General features: G+C 32.0%; 17 protein-coding genes. 5 read left to right on the top strand and 12 right to left on the bottom strand.

Features of this window, described 5'->3' with window-relative positions; all coding sequences use genetic code 11:
- Window positions 1–74: 74 nt before the first annotated feature.
- From ACQ654_RS04630 to ACQ654_RS04590, 9 genes are all read right to left on the bottom strand, one after another.
- Window positions 75–1706: an ArnT family glycosyltransferase gene (locus ACQ654_RS04630; protein ID WP_430409152.1), complete on the bottom strand. Its 1632-nt coding sequence runs from the start codon at window positions 1704–1706 to the stop codon at window positions 75–77.
- Window positions 1703–2323 carry a lipid-A-disaccharide synthase N-terminal domain-containing protein gene (locus ACQ654_RS04625; protein ID WP_430409151.1) on the bottom strand — a complete coding sequence of 207 codons (621 nt, stop codon included), beginning with the start codon at window positions 2321–2323 and terminating at the stop codon, window positions 1703–1705. Before ACQ654_RS04625 ends, ACQ654_RS04630 begins: the two co-directional genes overlap by 4 nt.
- Window positions 2320–3033 carry a glycosyltransferase family 2 protein gene (locus ACQ654_RS04620; protein WP_430409150.1) on the bottom strand — a complete coding sequence of 238 codons (714 nt, stop codon included), beginning with the start codon at window positions 3031–3033 and terminating at the stop codon, window positions 2320–2322. Before ACQ654_RS04620 ends, ACQ654_RS04625 begins: the two co-directional genes overlap by 4 nt.
- A gap of 99 nt (window positions 3034–3132) precedes the next feature.
- Window positions 3133–3606, bottom strand: a complete 474-nt coding sequence (locus ACQ654_RS04615) for a DUF6428 family protein (protein ID WP_430409149.1) — start codon at window positions 3604–3606, stop codon at window positions 3133–3135.
- Between the two features lie 101 nt (window positions 3607–3707).
- The gene (locus ACQ654_RS04610) at window positions 3708–4034 is read right to left on the bottom strand and encodes an ArsR/SmtB family transcription factor (protein ID WP_430409148.1); all 327 of its coding nucleotides are present in this window, start codon (window positions 4032–4034) and stop codon (window positions 3708–3710) included.
- Between the two features lie 958 nt (window positions 4035–4992).
- Window positions 4993–6177: a THUMP-like domain-containing protein gene (locus tag ACQ654_RS04605; protein ID WP_430409147.1), complete on the bottom strand. Its 1185-nt coding sequence runs from the start codon at window positions 6175–6177 to the stop codon at window positions 4993–4995.
- A 3-nt stretch (window positions 6178–6180) separates the two neighbouring features.
- The gene (locus ACQ654_RS04600; protein WP_430409146.1) at window positions 6181–7269 is read right to left on the bottom strand and encodes an AI-2E family transporter; all 1089 of its coding nucleotides are present in this window, start codon (window positions 7267–7269) and stop codon (window positions 6181–6183) included.
- 36 nt (window positions 7270–7305) lie between these two features.
- Complete coding sequence (locus ACQ654_RS04595; protein ID WP_430409145.1) at window positions 7306–7821, bottom strand: TrmH family RNA methyltransferase; 516 nt, start codon at window positions 7819–7821, stop codon at window positions 7306–7308.
- A gap of 108 nt (window positions 7822–7929) precedes the next feature.
- Complete coding sequence (locus ACQ654_RS04590) at window positions 7930–8571, bottom strand: DUF4159 domain-containing protein (protein ID WP_430409144.1); 642 nt, start codon at window positions 8569–8571, stop codon at window positions 7930–7932.
- Between the two features lie 40 nt (window positions 8572–8611).
- Here ACQ654_RS04590 and ACQ654_RS04585 point away from each other — a divergent pair, with 40 nt between their 5' ends.
- Window positions 8612–9355, top strand: a complete 744-nt coding sequence (locus ACQ654_RS04585) for a DUF1223 domain-containing protein (protein ID WP_430409143.1) — start codon at window positions 8612–8614, stop codon at window positions 9353–9355.
- A 272-nt stretch (window positions 9356–9627) separates the two neighbouring features.
- Here ACQ654_RS04585 and ACQ654_RS04580 read toward each other — a convergent pair whose 3' ends face one another.
- Together ACQ654_RS04580 and tsaD are read right to left on the bottom strand one after the other, a co-directional pair.
- Complete coding sequence (locus ACQ654_RS04580) at window positions 9628–10335, bottom strand: 16S rRNA (uracil(1498)-N(3))-methyltransferase (protein WP_430409142.1); 708 nt, start codon at window positions 10333–10335, stop codon at window positions 9628–9630.
- Between the two features lie 190 nt (window positions 10336–10525).
- On the bottom strand, window positions 10526–11548 hold the full coding sequence (gene tsaD, locus ACQ654_RS04575; RefSeq protein ID WP_430409141.1) for a tRNA (adenosine(37)-N6)-threonylcarbamoyltransferase complex transferase subunit TsaD: 1023 nt from the start codon (window positions 11546–11548) through the stop codon (window positions 10526–10528).
- A 213-nt stretch (window positions 11549–11761) separates the two neighbouring features.
- On the opposite strand from tsaD, the gene ACQ654_RS04570 reads away from it, so the two are divergent.
- The 4 genes from ACQ654_RS04570 to ACQ654_RS04555 all read left to right on the top strand — a co-directional run bounded on the left by ACQ654_RS04570 (window position 11762) and on the right by ACQ654_RS04555 (window position 17694).
- Window positions 11762–16216 carry a translocation/assembly module TamB domain-containing protein gene (locus ACQ654_RS04570; protein WP_430409140.1) on the top strand — a complete coding sequence of 1485 codons (4455 nt, stop codon included), beginning with the start codon at window positions 11762–11764 and terminating at the stop codon, window positions 16214–16216.
- Window positions 16217–16794: 578 nt separating this feature from the next.
- Window positions 16795–16926, top strand: coding sequence for a hypothetical protein (locus tag ACQ654_RS04565; RefSeq protein WP_430409139.1), 132 nt, complete (start codon window positions 16795–16797; stop codon window positions 16924–16926).
- Window positions 16898–17422, top strand: a complete 525-nt coding sequence (locus tag ACQ654_RS04560) for a hypothetical protein (protein WP_430409138.1) — start codon at window positions 16898–16900, stop codon at window positions 17420–17422. The genes ACQ654_RS04565 and ACQ654_RS04560 overlap by 29 nt, the downstream gene beginning before the upstream one ends.
- Entirely contained in the window at window positions 17419–17694 is a 276-nt protein-coding gene (locus ACQ654_RS04555) for a hypothetical protein (RefSeq protein ID WP_430409137.1), read from the top strand. Before ACQ654_RS04560 ends, ACQ654_RS04555 begins: the two co-directional genes overlap by 4 nt.
- Here ACQ654_RS04555 and ACQ654_RS04550 read toward each other — a convergent pair.
- Window positions 17677–17991 carry a hypothetical protein gene (locus ACQ654_RS04550; RefSeq protein ID WP_430409136.1) on the bottom strand — a complete coding sequence of 105 codons (315 nt, stop codon included), beginning with the start codon at window positions 17989–17991 and terminating at the stop codon, window positions 17677–17679. The genes ACQ654_RS04555 and ACQ654_RS04550 overlap by 18 nt on opposite strands.
- Window positions 17992–18033: the final 42 nt, after the last annotated feature.

Below are 18033 nucleotides of genomic sequence, written 5' to 3'. Positions count from 1 at the left end.
CGTATAGTTTAACGAGTAGATCTTGATCAGATGTATGATGTTATGAACCTAAAACCTAACAAATACAAAAATATCTACTTCCTCTCAACCAAATACATTTCTGTTCGCAATCGATCTTTATATCCTTTTTTAGTTTCATCAATCGGATTTAAATCGAAGGTTTCTTGATAGGTAACTTTATAATTTGGAAATGCTTTTTCTACTCCTTTTTTTCCATCAATCATCACCAAAACCTTAAACGAATTTTCTTTCGAAATTTCTAAATCATGACTATGTAATAACGGAACTTTTTCACCATAATCCCATACCAATTCTGGCGATTGAATATTAAACATATATACAGGGATTTTTTCTGTTTCCGCTTTGCGCGATATGTCTTGCAACGAATTATATTTCGGATTATCTAAAAAAGCATCTGCTAACGGAAATCCAATCATAATGGTAGTCATCAAAAACAAAATGATGAGGTAAAACGTTTTCTGAATCTCCTTTTGGTATAAATATTTTAGAATAAAAAATCCAATCGGAACTAATGTCAACGAAGTAATTATAAAACGAGCATAAAAGCCTTCTAATTGATCTTTTAAGAAAATATAGCCAACGATAGGAAAAACCAAGCTAATGAGTCCTACAAGCCCAAAATTTAGATATACAGGAATCGTTTCAAGTTTTTTCATATTTGTTTTAAACGATTTAAACACATACATGATATAAAAGCTTGTTGTGTATGCCAACGGAATTAAAACAGGTAATAAATAACGCGACTTTTTTTCTGGAATTACGGATAATAAAATAACCGCAAAAAGTGTCCAAAATAAACTGAATTTATATGCTTTTAAATTCTCAACACGTGATTTCAAATACGGATACAACAAACTTACAAACGCAACAACTGTCCAAATTCCCGATTGTACAAAGAAACTCCAATAATAATAAAATGGGCGCACGTTTCTGTCTTGCCACGCAGTGGTTTCTTTCTCAGCAATTGCCGTTGCTGTTGCCGTGTCCATTTCATAAATATAAATTGCCCACCAAGAAGATAAAATTGCAGTTACAACAAGTAAACCCACTAATGGCAACCATTTCTTTCTAAAACCTTCATATGTATATACAACGCTGTACGCAATAATAAATGGTAAAAACAGTGCAAAATGTGAAACTGGTCCTTTACTCATAAATGACAATCCTATAAAAAGTCCGGCTAATAAAGAATTTCGCCAAATATTTTCTACAGATGAAAAGAATTGAAAACTATAGTAAATTCCAACAATCATAAAACCGTGTGCAAAAATATCCCACGTTCCGTTTCGTCCTGCAAAAATGATGTAAAAGGAAGTTGCTAATAGTAAACTATTGATAAAAGCTTGTTTTTTATTCTTGATGAAATAAATTCCAAAACGATACGAACACAATACTAACAGTAAAGTGATAAACGCTGATGGAATTCGCAAAGCAATCAAACTTTTAAAACCGAAAAGCATGCCCGAAATTGCCGCTAGCCAAGTTGGTAAAGGTGGTTTTTCATAACGCGGTTCGCCATTCATGGTTGTCAATAACCAATTTCCATCGGAAACCATTTCACGTGCGGTGATGAAGTTTCGAGCTTCCATAATATTTGGATACAATACATCAAGATTTACAAAAAATATTGCAAAACAAACAATGATTAATATCCAAACGTACTTTTTTTCTTGTATAAAATTCATGACTGATTTCTTAACAGCATTATATTTCTAACATAAGTAATAATTCCGAAAACATGTCCCGCAATTAAAATGGGATCAACCCTAAAAATTGCATAGGTAAATATTAAGCTTGAACCGAGTAAACTCAACATCCAAAAACCAAAAGGTAAACTAGATTCTTTGTTTTTTTCGGAGTAAATCCATTGATATACAAAGCGTAAGGTAAAGATAATTTGAGCAATTATGCCTAAAACTAATAACCAATCCGGAATGGCTTCATTGTTCAATAAATTATCAACATCTTGTTTGTTATTATTGTATCCGATGGTAATAATGATGAGTGGAAATATTAAAATAAAGGTGCGAATGAATTTGTGTATTTTTTTCCATTCGCCTTGCAATTGCATGTTTCGGATATAAATGAAATACGTTAATACTTGTCCTAGCATGATGGAAAAATCTTCTCGTAAATAGCCGTAATAAAACATTAAAAAAGAAGCAACTAAACTTATTTTCCAAAATAGAGAAGGCGTTAATACTTTTTTATTTTTTTCGGAAATTACCCATTGTAATAAGGTTCTTCCAGAAAATAATAATTGTGAAAGTCCTCCAATAGCAAAGATATACCAAGCCATCATCCTTTTTTAGCAATAGAATAATTGATGTACTTTTTCTTCATCCAAACATATGCGAAGCAATCCATTAATGGACCTAATAAGCGATTCCACAAACCGTATTTTGCTTCTCCAGCAATTCGTGGAAAGTGTTGTACAGGAATTTGCTTTACTTTTCCTTCTTGTAATAAAATCATAGCAGGAAGAAAACGGTGCAAGCCTTTAAACATCGGAATGCGCTTTGCAAAATCTGTTTTAATAATTTTTAACGGACAACCAGTATCATCCATACCATCTTTGGTAAACGTTCTACGAATTCCGTTGGCAATTTTGGAAGACATGTTTTTTACAAACGAATCTTTTCGGTTGGCACGAACGCCAGTGACCAAATCGTATTCGCCAATATGTGCTAACAATAAGTCAAAATCTGACGGCGCAGTTTGTAAATCGGAATCAATATAACCAACCAAACTAGTTTGTGTTTCATCAAAACCAGCTTTAATAGCCGCGCTTAAACCACGATTTTCTTGAAAAGATATAAAATTGAAGATGTCACTATCAGCGCAGATTTTTTCAATCATTTCCTGACTTTTATCCTTTGAGCCGTCATTCACAAACAAAACTTTCACGGGAATCTTAGCGGCTTTTGAGTAGCTAGCCAACTCTTTTTCAACTCGTTCTAAATTATCTTCCTCATTATATACAGGAACAACGATGGTCAGTTCTTTCTCCATTTACGAATACTTTGTTTCTAAAAATAGCTTTAAAATATGCGCCAAAGTTATTGTTTTTTTACAAAAACGACCGTATTTATAACGTTTTATAGTAATTTCTTAGCAACAACCCGATTCTGGCGTACAACTAGCATTGATATTCGCTTGCATTTCAGAAAGTTTCATCTTAGGTTTTTCAAGTGGAATTCCACAGTTATCTTTTGCCAAGCAATCGGTAAACTTGGTAGTTAATACAAAATGACCATTCTCAAAATCTAAACCATATTTTCCAATAGTTTCTGCCTGATATTCTACTTCAACTTCTAAATCTTCAATGCCTAAAGCATTTTCAGAAAGTGTAATAATGTTCATCAATTTCTTGGGTTCCAATCGGTGATCAACATCATCGGCAGACCATAATTGAAAACTCACTACTTTTTCATTGCGAATTTTTCCACCACAATCAATAAAGTTCTTCGTAATCATGCCAACTTCTGTCACATGAAAATGACGTTCTACTTTTTGTGAATTTGGTAAAACGAAATCCAATTGTTCTAAATTTTGTAACTGTGCTTTTACTTCTGATAGTTTCATATCCTTGTGTGTTTGTATAATTAAATTTTGTCACTTCGAGCGCAGTCGAGAAGTCTTCAAGCCCAAATTTTACTTTTTCCCGATAGCTAGCTTAAAGTTAACTAACATTGTTTTTTGCTTGATAGGGAAGTAGTGATCATTTTTAAATGTTGTAAAACTTCACTCCATTTTTGTGGATTGATACAATAGCAAATATTCTTTCCAGAGATTTGTCCCTGAATAAGTTCAACACGCTTCAATTCCGATAAATGCCTAGAAATTGTTGGTTGTGCAAGCGGAAGTTCTTCTACTAAATCATTACAAATACACGACGGACTAGTTGCCAAATATTGCATAATAGACAATCGTGCAGGATGACCAAGTACTTTTAAAATATCCGCCATTTTAATAACAGTTTCAGAAAATCCTATTGTTTTTGTTATTCCCATATTGCAATATTACAATGTGTTTTCGAATTGAGAATAACTTTTTTGTTAAAATCTAAAAAATTTGTTGAATTGGAAGAAAGTAATTTTAGATACGCTACTGACTTATCGAAGTTTGTGATCCCGTTCTTCAACGGGATTAGTTCAACTATCAATTTTATATGCGTTTTCAACTTTATAAAATTGAGTTTCACTAAAAAAAAGGAAGGCCCTACCATAAACCTTCCTTTTATAAGAGTTGTATTTGCATACAACAATAGTGAAAATTCGTTGCCGAATTTCCATTTGCTGTTTTCTGAATAAACATTTGTAGTTTTCGGCTTAAAAAAAACTAGAAGTGTATGTGTTAGAATGATTGAGTGTTATGTGCAATAAATAAATTAAAGATCCTCATTCTGAATTCAGTGGAGCAAATCTATTGATAAGATCACATAATTAAGTCGATTTAGAAGTTACAATCTACAAACTTCATATTTAATCGATTAACGCTATTAATTGTAAGTTTTTTAGTATAATAAATCTTGCTTTTTTGAAGAACTAATTTGTGAAATCGTAGTTTATTATAACTAAGGGCATAAAAAAAACCGTACCTAAATGAATAGCACGGTCTTAATTTATCGTTATTTACTAGTTATCTAAAACTAATGATACAAATCTATATAGTAAGTAGATATATTTGTCTTTAGTCTATATAAATATACTTTAAATCGTTTAAATGCTTCTTTTTCTCGATAACGAACAAAACTTGAAGAAAATTCTTGATGTAGTTACAAATAACTATACCCTATAAAAGAAGTAAGGGGAACTTAATTAAAAGTTCCCCAAAGTATAGTGGATTCCCCTAAATCCCTAAAACTGTATTGCATGGTTCAAATGTAGGCAGAAGTCTTAAGTATGGGATAAGGTCTGTTATTATAAAAGCTACGGTAAAACCGTAAAAGCGATTTTTTTTAGAAAGTTTTTATGCTTTTTTGCAATGAATAACCACTTTTTTTTCAGTAAACACGGTTGTTAAGAACAAAAAGTCTGTTCCGCCGTCGGCAATTGTTAATTTTTTACGAATTGTTGCAACTGACTCCGGAAAGTTTCGAGTTGTAATGTTTGCCTTCTTCAAATTTAATTCTTTTTTGATGATTTTTTTAGTGTACGGCAATACTTTTTCTACTGTAAAACATCTTCCTGGAAAGGAAATCAACTCGTTAGATGTATATAAATGAGAATGTTGGTGTAGTTTTTCAAGTTTATACATTGCTGCAATACTTAAAAAACCACCAGCTTTTAAAACAGCGGCATTTGGTTCGTATAAATATTTTTTTGGCAAAGAAACATTGATTGATTCTTCTTTTTCTTTAGAAAGATAAAAATCAAAAGTTTCAGTTTCTTGCTTTTTTAAGTTTACAGTTCGTATGCAAACATCAACTGAAGTTGTTTTTTTAGTTAACAACCATAGTAATTCTTTAACTTCATTATGTACGGCAACCACATGTACTTCTTTTACATGTTGTAAGGAACGCAATCCGTTTGTGATATCTAGTAATGGAGAAGTTTTGATTAAGATGTTAGTAGCGTACGTAAATAACGTTTCTTGATGTGTAACAACATCTGGCAAACAATCTTCTAATAAAAATACTTTTCCTTTTACATCATTTCTACGTGATGGATCAATATACATGCAATCGTAGGTTTGTTGTGTATTTTGTAAATATTCAATTCCGTCTGCGTTGACAGTTTTTATATTCTTTATTCCTAAAGATTTATAATTATGTGAAACAATGTTTGATAATTTCTCAGCAATTTCACAATGTGTCACTTCTTTAAATTGTTTTGAAAACGCATGACAATCTACACCAAAACCACCTGTAACATCAATAATTGAATTGCCTTTTAGCAAACTAGCTTTGTAATTTGCAGTTTGTTCAGAAGACGTTTGTTCAATATTTAATTTGTTTGGAAAGTATATATTTTTGGCGGAAAACCACGTTGGTAATTTCTTTTTACATCTAGCTTTGGCTTCTAATTGTTCAATAATTTCAGCAAACGGAATACCATCAACTTCTTTGTATTTCAACAAAAGTGTTGTCAAATCATCATGAAGATGTTCATTGATGAAGTGTTGAATTGCGGGTTTAAGTAGCGCTAAGTTCAAGCTTTAGATATCTTTAGTAAGTGATTTCACGATTTTATTATCGGATAAAAATTCTTTCAAAATCACCTTAATAGCTGTATATGAAGGCACTGCAACCACCATTCCTAAAATCCCGAATAGAATTCCCCAAATGATAATTACTAGAAATATTTCTAGCGGATGCGATTTTACAGAACTTGAAAATATCATTGGCTGACTTATAAAATTATCGATTAATTGTCCGATAAGGAAGAAAATCATCACACCAATTGTGTTTGGTAAAATTATGGTGCTAAAATCTGCTTCTAAGTTGCTTGTCATACATAATAACAACATCAAAACTCCACTAAATAATGGACCGATGTATGGAATTAAGTTTAATAAAGCACATAAAAAAGCAATGACAATAGCGTTATTTATTCCAAAAATGAGCAATGCAATTGTATAAATAACAAATAGAATTAAGATTTGAAATAACAATCCGACAAAATATCTAGAGAGTAAATCTTTAATTTTTTCGAATGATTTACTCAATCTTGTTTCTTTGTTATTTGGCACAAAAACCATTACACCATCTTCGAGTAACTTGCTGTCTTTTAGTAAGAAAAACGAAATAAACAATACAGATAACAGTCCAATACTAAAGCTTCCCAAACCGCTTACCAATGAATTCAAAAAGTTCGGAAGAATAGAATAATCAATGCTCGAAAGTAATTTTGAATCTTTTAAGGATTGGTTTAAATCAATGCCTTTATCGCTTAAATAAATAGAAGTCTGTGTATACAAATCTTCAATATTTCTTTGTAATTCTTCAATATTCAGTAAGGATAAATTATGTCCTTGTTCAGCAATTAGCGGAATAAACATAGAGATTAATCCAATAAATAAACCAATCATCAATGTCATTGTAAAAATAACGGCAAGTGTATTTTTGAATTTCAAACGACGTTTCAAAAAACGAATAATTGGTCTTCCAATCAAAGAAATAACAGCCGCAATGGCAATGTACATGATAACTGCCTGAATTTGATACAGAAAATATAGGATTAAAAAAATACCTAAAATAACTCCTAGAGCTTTTAAAATTCCGTTTGCAATCGTATTTGAAGTCATTGAAATTGGTTTGTAGCTAAATTTAAGACAATAAAATTATTTTACAAGAATATGTTGTCGTGTAATTTCGTAAAGTACAATATTTGTTGCTTGTACCACATTCATACTACTATTTTGCCCAAACATGTCAACATGTGTTACAATGTCCGATTCGTAAAGCGTTTCAGGGTTTACGCCAAAATTTTCATCACCAATTACCAAAGCTATTTTTTCAAACTTAGAAAAATCGATGGTATGAATAGATTGACTTTTCTCCGTAATTTCCAATGAAATAATAGTGTAACCATCTTTTTGAAGCTTTGAAATTACCGAATGAATGTCTTGTTTAATTTCAAACGGAACTACTTTTTCAGTTGCACGTGCTGTTTTCGTCATTTTTCTACCAAATACAGGAATATTTTCACCACAAAAAATAACTTTTTCTACACCAAAAGCATCACAAATACGAAACAGTGAACCAATATTTGGCGCATTTGAAACTTGATCAGAAACTAGCGTAATTGGAAAGGTTCGTTTTGTGAAATTGGTTGTGTAATGTGTGAGTTGTGACATGAAAAATACTATAAATTTGATTTCAAATGTTTGATGTAATTTATTTTCCCACAAGAAGTCGAAGCACAAGAATAACTAAGTTTCATAACAAATTTTTAAAAGAATAGATCAATGTTTAAACGCATAATTCACAATATTTGCGCCCATTTGTAAGGCTTTCAAACGCACTTCATCGGAGTCGTTGTGAATTTCTTTATTTTCCCAGCCATCACCCAAATCGCTTTCAAACGTAAACAATAATACCAATCTGTTTTCATGAAACAAACCTAAAGCTTGCGGACGCATACCGTCGTGTTCATGAATTTTTGGCAATCCTTTTGGGAACGAATATGGTTGTTTAAAAATTGAATGCGTTGCTGGAATCTCACGCAATTCCTGATTTGGAAATACTTTTTTCAATTCCTTTCGGATGTATTGATTCATTCCATAATTATCATCAATATGCAAAAAACCGCCAGAAGTTAAATACTTGCGTAAATTTTCCGCATCTTCTTCTGAAAAAAATACATTTCCATGTCCTGTCATATGTACAAACGGATATTGAAACAAATCGGTACTACCAACTTCCACCGTTTGCGGTTTGGCTTTAATGGTAGTATGTATATTTTGATTGCAAAAGGTAATCAAATTTGGAATCGCTGTCGGATTCGAATACCAATCGCCGCCACCAGCATATTTCAGAATGCCAATTTCTTGCGAATGTGTAAGCGAAATGCTCAATAAAAATAAAAGTAACGTAAGCTTCTTCATGTAAAATCGTCTTATGTATTGCAAGTTAAACTTTAAGATCATGAAACGAAAATATTTAGTAACACTTTCACTTTTTGCTGTATTCTTTTTCGCCTCTTTTATAGATACTAACGGAAGCAAAGACGAATCTGTTGTGGTATTAGAGTTATTTACATCACAAGGTTGTTCTAGTTGTCCGAGTGCGGATGTATTGTTAGAAAAAGTTGGAAACGAATATGGAAAGGACAATGTGTTTACGTTGTCGTATCATGTTGATTATTGGGATTATATCGGTTGGAAAGATCCGTTTAGTCAAAAGCAATTTACGGAAAAACAACGTTCGTATGCGCGAAAATTTAACGATAACAGCATATATACACCAGCCGTAATTGTCAACGGTAAAGAGCATTTTGTAGGTTCTAATCGTTCAAAAATGTATGCGAAAATTAAAGAATATCAACAACATACAAATAACTTTGATATTTCGCTTGGCGCGATAAAACAAGCTAAGAATTCAGTTCAGTTTCAATATACAATTGATGGCGAATTAGAGCATACGAAAGCGAGAGTTGTTTTAGCAATTCAAGAACGAATTACGGAAGTAAAACGTGGTGAAAATGCTCGTAGAACCTTAAAAAATAATAACATTGTTGTTGCAGAAAACTATTTAGCGGAAGTTCATAAAACAGGAAACTACACCATTGAGATTCCTAAAATTGTAACTAAAAATGATAAACTTAGCGTATTACTTATTATAGAAAACGGTCAAAAAGATATTTTGAGTGCGGCGAAATCTAGCTTATAGTTTAATTGCCAGAATTTGTTATTATGAGTAGTTTGCGACGAAGTAATCTGTTTCCAAAGAAGCAGATCGCCACAAGTTTTTTCAAAACTTTCGCAATGACGTTTTATAATTTACCTTAAAAAGCATTCGTCACTTCGAGTAAAATTCTGAAAGAATTTAGTATCGAGAAGTACTCGTAATTCATTACGTTTTTTAAAAGATATTTTGTTTCAAAGCTGTTCTCGATACAATTTTCTATCGAAAATCACTAGAACTAACGATTAGTGTATCATTTATTCTTCATTCAAAAACGCCACCGAATGACACGCCACAATCGCCGCCGTTTCCGTACGTAAACGTGTGTCGCCTAACGTAACAGGAACATAATTGTGTTGAAGTGCAAGCGTGATTTCTTTCAGGGAAAAATCACCTTCAGGACCAATTAAAATCGTGACATCTTTTTGTGGTTGTAACGCTTGCTTCAACGATTGTTTGTTGTCTTCTTCGCAATGTGCAATGAATAATTGTTCGTCAGTGTGTGTTGAAATGAAATTTGAAAAAGAAATTGCAGGTTTTAATTTAGGGAAATAAGCACTTAACGATTGTTTCGTTGCCGATTGAATAATTTTCTCAAAACGTTCCGCTTTGATCACTTTTCGTTCCGATCGATCACAAATAATTGGTGTAATCGTATCAATTCCGATTTCGGTAGCTTTTTCTAAAAACCACTCATACCTGTCATTCATTTTAGTCGGTGCAACTGCCAAGTGTAATCGGTAATTTTTTTGTTTTTGAAACTCATGTGACATAATTTCAACTACACAATTCTTCTGATCGGCAACAATTACTTTTGCAGAAAATATATATCCTTTTCCATTCGTAATATGTAGAATATCGTCTTCTTTCTTACGCAACACACGCACCATATGTTTGCTTTCTTCTTTCGAAAACGTATAGTTTTTAGTTTCAGTTGTTACTTCAGGTGTGTAAAAGAGTTGCATCTAATGAATATTAAATAACAAATGTAAAATTATAAATGTTGAATGTTAAATTTTTAATGAAAAAGATGTTTTAAGAGTGATGAATAACGAATGATGAAATTTAAAATTTAAAAGTTTTCAATACCTAACATTTCGACTGCACTCAATGTGACAGGTAAATATCGACTTATATTAATCTCAATACTCAAAACTAAATTTTAATTCTCGAATTAGCCGTTACAGCTTCATCAGTGAAATCTTCTTGTAAATATTTTAAATACCCAACAATTCCGATCATTCCAGCATTATCAGTTGTATATTCAAATTTCGGAATGTGTGTTTTCCAACCAAATTTATGTTCTCCATCTTTCAAGGCTTTTCGGATGGCAGAATTCGCGGAAACGCCACCGCCAATTGCAATGGTTTTGATGCCAGTTTGTTTGACAGCTTTTTTTAATTTATCCAAAATAATATTCACAATTGTATATTGAATAGACGCACAAATATCAACTAAGTTTTCTTTTACAAAATCTGGATTTTCTTTAGTTTGCTTTTGTATGAAGTATAAAATTGCCGTTTTTAATCCGGAAAAGCTAAAATTTAATCCTGCTACTTTCGGTTTAGGAAACGGAAATGCTTTCGGGTTTCCTTGAGTTGCCAATTTATCAATTTGTGGTCCCGCAGGATAGGTAAGTCCTAATATTTTTCCACTTTTATCATACGCTTCACCAACTGCATCATCAATAGTTTCGCCAATAACTTCCATGTCAAAATGATTGCGAACCACTACTATTTGTGTATGTCCACCAGAAATGGTCATGGCCAAAAATGGAAACGCAGGAATTTCTTGTGCATCATCTTCAATAAAGTGTGCCAAAATGTGCGCTTGCATATGATTTACATCAATTAACGGAATATTCAATCCAAGTGCTAACGACTTTGCAAACGAAGTTCCAACCAACAATGAACCCATTAATCCAGGTCCACGTGTAAAAGCTATGGCAGTTAACTGTTTTTTATCGATATTTGCGTTAGCTAATGCTTGATGTACGACAGGAACAATATTTTGTTGATGTGCACGTGAAGCCAATTCAGGAACTACACCTCCGTACGCTTCATGAATTTTCTGATTTGCAACAACATTTGATAAAACTTTTGCGTTCTTCAATACCGCAGCCGATGTATCATCACACGATGATTCAATAGCTAAAATATATACATCTTTTGTGCTCATAAATTTGAAAAGGCATAAAAATTGATATTAAGTTCACAAAGATATGCTAAACATCGTGTTTTGTATTAATTTTTTTGTGAATTTGCAGTGTCTAAAAACTTATAACATTTAATCCTTTATATCATCAAAAGAGTCTGGAAAATAATCAAGCGTATCGTAGTAGCAATTTTGCTGCTTTTTATGTTTTTGGTACTTTTCTTTTCAATTCCTGCTGTGCAAACTGAAGTAGGACGAAAAGCGACGAATTGGCTGAATGATAGATATAAAACAAATATTAATATTGATCGTATTGGATTGAAATGGAATGGCGATATTTCGTTGAAAGATATTTACATTGAAGATTACCTGAAAGATACGCTTATGCATGTGCAAACGTTGGATGCCTCTATCTTAAGTTTTAGAAATGCAATTAATAGTAAGTTAGAATTTGGGAGTGTAAATGTTGATGGATTAACGCTAAATATTAACACTGAAAAAGATTCTATTGATACAACTTTAGACGTTTTTATTGCCAAACTAGATTCGGAACCATCCGATGGAACACCATCCGATTTTTTGTTGACATCTTCAAAATTAAACCTAACCAATAGTAAATTTAGGTACAAAGATCAGAATCATCAAAGTGCAAATATTCTCGACTTTCAACAACTTTCGGGAGTTGTATATACTTTTAAAGTACAAGGACCAAACGTATATGGAAATGCCAAAGGCTTAACTTTTTTAGATCATCGTGGGTTGCGTATCAATAAAATGGATTCCAAATTTCAATATACGCTTACACAAATGCGATTTGAAGATTTGGTTGTAAAAACTAATGGTTCGCAATTGAAAGGATTTGTTATTTTTGATTATGTACGAGAAGATTTTGCAAACTTTTTAGACAAAGTAAAAATTACAGCAGATTTTAAAGATTCTACAATTGATTTTTCAGAATTGAATTATTTCTATGATGAATTTGGAGACAAAAAAGGAACGTTTTCCACTGAAATTACAGGAGTTTTAAACGATTTTACAACGAAAAACTTCAAATTCAATTCGCCAAGTACTGCTATAAGAGGAACTATTCGATACAAGAACTTATTTAATTCATCAAGAGCTTTTTACTTGAACGGAGATTTTGATCAATTATCTTCAAACTATTACCAGTTGCGTACATTATTGCCAAATATATTAGGACGAACATTGCCAACATCATTTCAAAAATTTGGACAATTCAACATTCGTGGAACAACTGAAATTACAGAAAGCGTCATTGATGCAAAATTGGTTATTGATACGGAAATTGGTAGTTCGGTATCCGATTTAAAGCTAACACAAATAGACGATATTGACAATGCTTCGTATGTTGGAAATATTACATTAGAAGATTTCGATTTGGGTACTTTTGTTGACGATCCGACCATTGGAAAAGTAACTTTGGACGCACATGTTGACGGAAAAGGATTTACCCAAGAAAAACTAAATACAGAAATTGTAGGACGTATTTTTAGCCTAGAATATAACAACTATGTATATCATAACTTGAATGTTTCGGGAGTTTTAAAAGATCAGTTGTTTGATGGAAATTTAGTTTCAAACGATCCAAATGCGAAGTTTAACTTTCAAGGATTGGCAGATTTGTCAGGTGTTGAAAACGAATTCCGATTTAAAGCTTCCATTGATTTATTAGATTTATACAAATTAAATTTTATAAAAAGAGATAAAATTTCCATTCTTAAAGGTGATTTTGTATTGGATGTTGTCGGAAACAATATTGATAACATGGCAGGAGATATTTTCTTCAAAAAAATTGCCTATACAAATCACAATGCTACGTATGCTTTTCAAAATTTTAATATAAATTCTGAGTTCGAAAAAGACATTCGAAAAATCACAGTAGATTCACCAGATATCATTGAAGGAACGCTCACAGGACGTTTTCATTTTGATGAAGTAATTGACTTGGTACAAAACTCTGTCGGAAGTATTTATGCCAATTACAGACCTATAAAAGTACTTCCCAATCAATACTTGAACTTCAATTTTAAAATCTATAATAAAATTGTAGATGTATTTCTTCCCGAAGTAGAATTGTCTAAAAACACGTGGCTTCGTGGAAGTATTATTGGTGATGAAAATAAATTCAAACTAACTTTCAAAACGCCGCAAATAGTAGCTTACGGAAACACAGTTGACAATGTAGAATTGCAAATAGATAATAAAAATCCCGTATTTAACACCTATCTTGAAATTGCTGGAATTACCACAAAATGGTACGATGCAAGTGAGTTCAATCTAATTAATAAAACCATTAATGATACGTTATATTTTAGAACGGAATTTAAAGGTGGAAAAGGATTGGATGATATGTACAATCTAAGTTTTTACCACACCATAAACAGCGACAACAAATCGGTTGTAGGATTGAAAAAATCGGATGTTTCATTTAGAGGAAATAAATGGTTTATCAACAATGAAAACAATCGTCAAAACAGATTCATCTTTAATAAAACGCTGGATTCTATTTTCATTGAAAAAATTGTCATGAATCATGAAAATGAAGAAATTGATTTAGAAGGACAGCTTTTTGGCGAAAATAATAAAAACATAAACTTACAATTTATCAATGTTGGTTTGGAAAAAATTACACCTTCTATTGATAGTATTCGCTTAGGCGGAAACGTAAATGGGAAGCTTGATATTAAGCAAATTAATGGTGATTACATTCCAAAAACAAAACTAAATATTGCAAGTTTGGTTGTGAATGATAAACTCCTTGGCGATTTGAATGTTGATATAACAGGTGATGAAAGTCTTGAAAAATTTGATGTAAATGCCAAATTGGTCAATGAAACAATTGAATCATTAGTTGCTGTCGGAAACATTAATATATCTGGCAATACAAACCGAATTGATGTAGATGCCAAAATAGATAAATTTGATATTTCTCCGTTTAGTCCATTAGGAGAAGATGTTATAACGGACATTCGCGGATTAATTTCGGGTGATGCTAAAATTGTTGGAAACTTGGACAATCCGGCAATTAATGGAGAACTCAGCATTTTGGCTGGCGGATTGTACATTCCGTATCTCAATGTAGACTTGGATATGGCAAATAGTTCCATAGTAAAACTATACGATCAAACATTTGAATTTGACGATGTCACCATTCTTGATACGCAAGATTATACCAAAGGACAACTCAACGGAATTATCTCGCATACATCTTTTGACGATTGGATTCTTGGTTTAAATCTTACCACAGATCGTTTGCTAGTACTAAATACGGATATTGACGAAGATGAAGAAACCTTGTACTACGGAACAGGATATATAAGTGGAGAAGCTTGGATAGAAGGACTTACGGACGAGCTTTTAATTCGTGTTGAAGGTGCTACAGAAAAAGGAACTTCATTAAAAATTCCTATTAGTGATGTGGCTTCCATTGGTGACGCATCGTTTATAAAATTTGTATCAAAAAAAGAATTTTACGATCCTGAAAGTCAAGCCCAAAATGCTTTAGATGATTTTAAAGGATTGGAATTACAATTTGATTTGGACGTAACGCCAGACGCAGAAATAGAAATTGTAGTTGACAAAACCACTGGAAGTACTATAAAAGGGAGTGGAGTAGGAAGTTTATTGATGGAAATTAATACGAACGGTAAATTTAATATGTGGGGAGATTTTATCACATATAGAGGAGAATATAATTTTAAATACCGAGGAATCATCAATAAAAAATTCACGGTAAAACCAGAAGGAACCATTACGTGGGAAGGCGATCCATTTAAAGCACAGTTAAATGTAGAAGCTGTTTACAACTTGGAAGCAAATCCGGATGTATTATTAGACAGTCCAACATTCAACAAAAAAATTCCTGTAGAAGTAGGAATTCGTTTGACGGGAGATTTAATGAAGCCTGAACCATTATTCAACATTACATTTCCAACAACACGTGGCGTTGCAGAATCGGAATTGACAGATTTTTTACTGAATGATGACGACAAACGACGATTGCAAGCATTGTCATTATTATCACAAGGACGATTTGTAAACGACGTCAACATCAATCAAAATGCAATTACTGGAAACCTTATAGAAACTGCAACAGGAATCATCAATGATGCACTTACGGGCGAAGGAAACAACAAATTGAATGTATCATTAAACTACAGTCAGGCAGATCGTTCCAATCAATTAAACTTAGAAACGGCGGATCAATTAGGATTTAAAGTGTCAAGTCAGATAAGTGATAAAATCACCTTTAATGGACAACTAGGAGTTCCGGTTGGTGGTGTTACGCAAACGGCAATTGTAGGTGATGCTGAGATAGAAATCTCTTTAAACGAAGATCGTTCATTAACCGCTAAAATATTCAATCGTCAAAATCAAATTCAATATGTTGGAGAAATTCAAGGATTTACACAAGGAATAGGATTGTCGTACCAAGTAGATTTTGATACCTTAAAGGAGTTGGTTGATAAAGTTTTTAAGGGGAAAAAGAAAATGGCGGAAGAAAAAAGGAAAAAAGAAGAAGCAGAAGCCAAAGCAGGAAATGGCGTCGTACAATTTGTTGAAAAAAACAAAACAAAAGCAACCGATAAAAAAACTTCCGATACTAAAAAAGAAGAGCAAAAGGACGACTCCAAAAAAACAGATGACAAAAAAGCTGCAAAAGGGCAGTAGGCTTTGCGCATTTGCTCACATTATATTTACACGTGTTTTTCATACAAAATAAGGGTTCATTACGGTTCAGTATACCTTCGTTTAGGTTCAGCAATCATTGTTAGCCCCTTTACAACCTATTCGTTGCGGTTTATTAACTAAAAATTTAGGTTCCGTACCGCATTTTTTCGGTTCATTATGGGGTTTAGCCCCTAAAATAACCTATTATTTTGGGTTCAGAACCAACTATTTTGTGTACTCAACCGCAACTATCCTACACAGAACCGCAATGATGTTTTATATAACCTCTAAATAATAACAAACAACCGCAACTATGCTATACACAACCACTTTTATGTTGTAATAAACCTAAAAAAGCGGTTGGTATTCAATACAGTTCTTACACTTCCTAAAAAAAACAATACTGATTTTACGGTTTTACGATAGTACTATTGTAAACATTTAATTACTTTTGTTATACTTCCTCTAAGCTTTTATATGATTATTATAACTAACCACTAATTTTTTGGGTGGATTGGTATATCAAAAAAAGATTATAGTAATTTTCTTATTGAATTTTAATTAGAAAACCTATAATCATGAAAAAATTAATTGCAATTTTTGCATGCATATCTATGATAGCATGTACACCGACAAGCGTAGAAAATGAAACAGAACACTTCGGAATTGACAAAGACCAAGTTGAAACACCAACTACAAAAGGAGATTAAAAATCCCAGTAAAATTTTTAACTATGAACTTTTGGGCAATGTACTCATTATACTAAGTGGTGTGTTGCCCTTTGTTCACGTATTAGTTCCTGATAAACCTTTGGAAGAAAAATTCTTTGGTTATACAAGTGTACATCGGTTTATGTATTCAGCGGGTACACATACAAGTTTACTCTTTTTGACATTAGGAATATTCATAATAATTTATACTCTAGGAAAAAAAGAAGATTTAAAAATTACTTTGAAACATTTACGATTGAGTTTACTATCTCCTTTTATGTCTGCTATTTTTTTCATCAGTTGGGTGTTTATCCCAGATATAAACTATAATTTACTGGCATATGCATTTTTCGGAATTCTAGTTATTATAATAGGAATATTAATTTTATTTAAAGTAAAGGAGTATATAGAATATTTAAGACAAGTTCACGAGTACAAAGAACTATTATTAAATGAAGGATTAGATTTTGTGAATCATAAACTTGGCAATAAATGATTAAGAAGGATAAAAAATTATTGGAAAGGATAGCTCATTTTAAAAGCGAATTACAAAAATTTAAATCTGGAAACTTATCAGAAGAGGAGTTTAGTAAGTTGTTGTCTGATGAAATTTCACATACAAAAAGAAATGTAATTGAAATGTACGAAGCCGAACTTGTGAGAGATCAAAAAGAAATAGAAATTTTAAAAACGATCAAATATAAAATTTTGCACAACATGCAACTCAATTTAGAGGAGAAAGAATTGATATTAGCTATTATCCGTTAACTTTTTAATATCGTCTTTTAACTTCTTAATATATAAATCCGAAGCTACCTTATCTATAACAACTTTTATAATTTCGTTTTGTAAAAGACGTTTTTTATGTTTGGCAAAATATAAAGCAAATTCATCTTCAGTAATATTAGCAAACTTATCATCTATTGTTTTAGGTATAATTTCCTGTGTATCAATAAACATTGTGCCTTTTCCGTGTACCAACCATTCTTCATTAAGTGAAGGAATCACTTTTTTTATACTGTATAATATAGAATCACTAATAGGTTTGCGTCCTGTAATCATCATAGAATACCTTTAGATTAGCACCTGCAAATAATTCATAAATCA

It is taken from the genome of Kordia sp. (genome assembly GCF_965283645.1).
Classification (GTDB): domain Bacteria; phylum Bacteroidota; class Bacteroidia; order Flavobacteriales; family Flavobacteriaceae; genus Kordia.
This window is presented reverse-complemented; position numbering and strand designations above follow the sequence as displayed.